The sequence below is a fragment of the Rhodococcus sp. CX genome, from assembly GCF_015865005.1.
Lineage (GTDB): Bacteria > Actinomycetota > Actinomycetes > Mycobacteriales > Mycobacteriaceae > Rhodococcus.
Genome location: NZ_JADZGH010000140.1, coordinates 1 through 4,227, shown reverse-complemented (window position 1 = coordinate 4,227; position 4,227 = coordinate 1). Strand labels below are relative to the sequence as shown.

General features: G+C 69.4%; 4 protein-coding genes and 1 pseudogene. 2 read left to right on the top strand and 3 right to left on the bottom strand.

Features of this window, described 5'->3' with window-relative positions:
• Window positions 1-102, top strand: a pseudogene (locus tag I0Q12_RS32900) (hypothetical protein); the annotation flags it as partial.
• Window positions 99-668: a zeta toxin family protein gene (locus I0Q12_RS14745; RefSeq protein ID WP_197252621.1), complete on the top strand. Its 570-nt coding sequence runs from the start codon at window positions 99-101 to the stop codon at window positions 666-668. The pseudogene I0Q12_RS32900 and the gene I0Q12_RS14745, both read left to right, overlap by 4 nt.
• A 15-nt stretch (window positions 669-683) precedes the next feature.
• Here the strand turns inward: I0Q12_RS14745 and I0Q12_RS14740 are convergent, their stop codons facing one another.
• From I0Q12_RS14740 to I0Q12_RS14730, 3 genes are all read right to left on the bottom strand, one after another.
• Window positions 684-2,411 carry a CocE/NonD family hydrolase gene (locus I0Q12_RS14740; RefSeq protein WP_197252620.1) on the bottom strand — a complete coding sequence of 576 codons (1,728 nt, stop codon included), beginning with the start codon at window positions 2,409-2,411 and terminating at the stop codon, window positions 684-686.
• 23 nt (window positions 2,412-2,434) lie between these two features.
• The gene (locus tag I0Q12_RS14735) at window positions 2,435-3,373 is read right to left on the bottom strand and encodes an MBL fold metallo-hydrolase (RefSeq protein WP_197252619.1); all 939 of its coding nucleotides are present in this window, start codon (window positions 3,371-3,373) and stop codon (window positions 2,435-2,437) included.
• A gap of 1 nt (window position 3,374) precedes the next feature.
• Window positions 3,375-4,227 (bottom strand): alpha/beta hydrolase (locus tag I0Q12_RS14730; RefSeq protein WP_197252618.1); only part of this gene is annotated, 853 nt, incomplete at its 5' end.

Sequence of the window (4,227 nt, the reverse complement as noted above, 5' to 3'; positions counted from 1 at the left end):
GCGCTCGCCGCACGCGGCGTCACCACGGTCGTACTCGATGACGAGGGCCGCCTCGTCGAGCAGCGTCCCGACGGCACGACGCGGGTGCTCGACGCCGAATGAGGCGTCTGGATCTGATCATCGGCCCGAACGGTGCCGGTAAATCGACGTTCGTCGAGTTGACCCTCGCTCCCCTGCTGCCGCGCGATCACATCCGCGTTGACGAACACGCTGCGCGGCAGAAGTGGCCGGATCGGGCCGAGGAGATGTCGTACGAGGCCGCGCAGCTGGCGGCCGCCGCGCGTGATCGGCTGCTCGAGCAGGGCCGCTCGTTCATCGCCGAGACGGTGTTCTCGCATCCGTCGAAGCTCGAGCTGATCGAGCGGGCGCAGGCCGCGGGGTTCACCGTGGTGGTGCACGTGATGCTGGTGCCCGAGGCGATGTCGGTGCGGCGTGTGGCGTATCGGGTGGAGGCGGGTGGGCATTCGGTGGCGGAGGACAAGATTCGGTCCCGGTATCGGCGGTTGTGGCCGCTGGTGGTCGAGGCGATCCGTCGCGCGGATCAGGCGACGGTGTACGACACCGCCTCGGGGACCCCGGCGGTGGTGGCCAGGTTCGCCGCCGGGGTCCCCGTGGGTGTTCTCCGCTGGCCCGGGTGGGCGCCGGCGGAGCTCAGCGAGTTGGGATGAGCCGGATCCTGCGGCTCAGTCCTCCGCGCTGCGCGTGGTGAACGGCAGCACCAGCCGCGAGGGGTGTGCGGCGTCGCGGTAGATCTTGTGCGTGACCGGGCGGCCGACGGGCAGGTGGAAGGCGTCCGGCGGGAGCAGCGCGTTGTGTTCGTCGGCGAGCGGTTCGTTGTTCGACAGTTCCACGACGAGCTTGTGGCCCGGCATGAAGGTGTTGGCGAACGGGTAGAGCCGCAGCACGTATTCCTCGATGGTGCCGGGTTCGACCGGTACGGCGCGGGTGTGCGGGTGGAAGGGGTTGCCTTCGGTGGTGCGCTCGTCGAGTTCGCGGTGGGAGGCCTTGAGGTAGCCGGTGGTGATCAGCTGCCGCTTGCCGTTGGGGGCGTAGTCCCACATGCGGAGGACGAAATTGGTGTCCGGCTGGTCGATCTCGGCGAAGATGTGTGCGGCGCCGGTGCCGATCATCTCGGTGGGTTCCTCGAAGACGGGGGTCTCCCACTCGAGGATCTCGACCTTGTCGGTGACGGTGAGCGGCGCCTGGTAGAAGCCGTCGGGGGCGGCGTACTGCGTGCCCATCGGTTCGGGTTCGGTGGACAGCTTGCCGCGCGGGCGCAGGTACAGCGGCCGGTAGTCGACGTCCTTGGGCGGCCACTGGTCGGCGGTGACGCGCTGCCGGGAGCCTTCGACGAAGACGTTCACGGCGGGTTCGTCCATGATGCCGTTGTCGATGCCCTTGATCCAGTAGTCGTACCAGCGGAACATCTTGTCGTGCTCTTCGATGAAGGGCCGCGACTGCATGGGCGGGTAGGGGCCGATGTCGAGCTTCTTCGGTCCCTGCAGGGCGTGGAACAGTTCGATGGTGCCGTCCATCGTCCAGCCGCGGCCCTGATCGATCTGCAGGTAGACGGGGATGTCGATGTTGCGGGCGAGGTTGACGGGGTTGCGTTCCTCGTACCAGTCACCGTCGAGTTCGTTGGTGATGATGTCGAACCACGCCTCGTGGTGCTTCGGGTAGTTCAGCACGTGCACGAGGTTCGGCCAGGCGGCGACGTCGGGGTCGGCGAGGCGTTCGGCGACGCGCTTGGCGATCTCCTCCGGCGTGTAGGTCTCGAGCATGCGGGACTTGACGTTGGCGGTGAACGCCCAGCCGGAGTCGCCGCCGCGGCCCTCGCGGGCGGCGCGCGGCATGAACCACATGATGCCGCCGTGGTAGGTGGTCTCGTAGAAGTCGTAGTGGCCGCCGGAGACGAAGATCGCCTTGAGGTGCGGTGGGCGTTCCGCGGCGGCGAGGACCTGCATCGACCCGAAGTAGGAGATGCCGATCATGCCGACGTTGCCGTCGCACCAGGGCTGGGCGGCGACCCATTCGATGAAGTCGTAGGCGTCCTGGCCGAGCGGGACGCCGCCGGCGTTGTAGTTGCCGATGTGCTCGCCGTCGGAGGCCCCGGATCCGCGGAGGTCGCCGATGACGTGCACGTAGCCCTCGGACACGACGCGGGCGATGTCGCCGGCTTCGATGCAGCCGTCCCACATGGGGCTGGGCCGGCGTTGCGGCGGCGTCGTCAGGGCGAGGGCCTGTAGTTCCTTGCCGTAGGGGCTGAGGGCGACGAGGGCGGGTCGGGGCTTGTCGTCGATGCCCTCGTAGGTGTCCGCGGCCAATTCGACGCCGTCGCGCATCGGGATCCGCAGGTTCTTGCGGATACGGATGGTCTGTCCGCCCGCGTCGAATTCCTGGAGCTCGGCCATGGGTCTGCGATTCCTCTTCTGTGTCAGGACTTCTGGATGTACTGGGTGCGGTAGCCGTGCAGCGTCGTGAAGAACGGGGACGGTTCGAGGGTGGGATCGCCCCGGTAGCCGAGTTCGTCGGCGACGGGGGCGAACGGCGAGTACGCCGACTCGGTTTCGAGCAGGCCGCCGCAGAGGCAGCGGTACGCGGCGCCGCGCACTCCCCCTTCGATCTCGAGGCTTTCGCGCAGCGCCTCGGCCGCCTGGGTGCGGTCGAGTTCGACGCCGTAGGCGACTCCGTCGGCGCGCCGGTAGGGGTGTCCCAGGTACAGGTGCTGCGGGTCGATCTCGTCGCGCAGGTACTGCAGGCTGACCCGGTACGCCTCGGGGTCCTCGTAGCCGGGGAATCCGTTGGCGGCACCGTGGACCTGCACGGCGTCGCCGACGAACACGTCGTTCTGTCCGTCGACGACGTACGCGACCGACCCGGCGGTGTGCCCGGGGATCGAGTGCACCGACACGGTGATGTCGCCGCCGAGGGAGAGGGTTTCGCCGCCGCGCACGAGCATCGTCGGTTCCATCTCGCCGGAGATGACGGCCTGCGCGGCCGCGGTCACCTTGGCGCCCCCGTCCGGGTCCTTCAGGTATCTGCCGCGGGCCCCGAGGTATTCGTCGACGTGCGCCTGCCGCGAGCGCAGCAGGTGGGCGTCGGCCTCGTGGATGACGACCTGGGCGCGGCGGCCGGTCGCCTCCCACAGGGCGTGCGCTCCCCCGATGTGGTCGATGTGGCCGTGGGTGAGCAGGATCCAGCGCACGTCCTCGATGCGGCGGCCGAGCGCCGCGAGCGCGGGGGCCATGCCCTCGGCCGGGGACGACGTGATGCCGGTGTCGACGATCGCGGGCTGTTCGGCGTCGATGAAGAACGTGTAGAGACCGAACCGGCCCCACGGCGACACGATCGGGTGGATCTTCACCTCGGCCATGTCACTTGCCCTGCCGCAGGAAGTCCGCGGTCTCGTCGAAGACCTGCGCGAATTCGGGGATCCACGCGAAGTTCTGGACGAAGCCGTGGTTGGCGCCCGCGTACCGGCGGACCGTTACGGGCACACCGGCGTCGGCGAGACGCGCGCCGTACGCTTCGCCTTCGTCGCGCATCGGGTCGTATTCGGCGGTGACGATCAGCGCGGCCGGGAGCCCGGTCAGGTCGGCACGTTTGATCGGTGAGACCCGCGGGTCGGCGGGGTCGGCGCCGCTGTCGAAGTAGAAGGAGTTGAAGGCGGGCAGCCCGGCGGTTTCGACTCCGTAGCCTTCGGCGTTCTCGCGCAGGGATGGGTAGCGGTCGACGTCGAAGTCCAGATCCAGCGACGGGTAGTACAGGATCTGGTGGGTGATGCGGTCGAAGCCCTGGTCGTGGGCGGCGGCCGCGACGGCGGCGACGAAGGTGCCGCCGGAGGAATCCCCGGCGAGGGCGAGGGTGTCGCCGTTCCAGTGCAGGTCGTCGCCGTGGTCGGCGACCCAGCGGACGACGGTGAGGCAGTCGTCCAGGCCGGCGGGGAACGCCGCTTCGGGGGCGCGGCGGTAGCCGACGGAGACGACCGTGCAGCCGGTGGCCTTCGCGAGGTGGCGGGCGACGTGGTCGTGGGTGTCGAGGCTGCCGAGGAAGAACGCGCCGCCGTGGAAGTACACCAGGATGCCGTGGGTGTCGGCGGTGTCCGGGGTGTAGATGCGGACGGGAACTCCGTCGGCGGTGGTGTCCTCGACGGCGTACAGGGGCAGGCGCTCGGCGAGCGGTGGCACCTGGGCTTCCTCACCGGCGCGCAGGGCGGCCGGGTCGAGG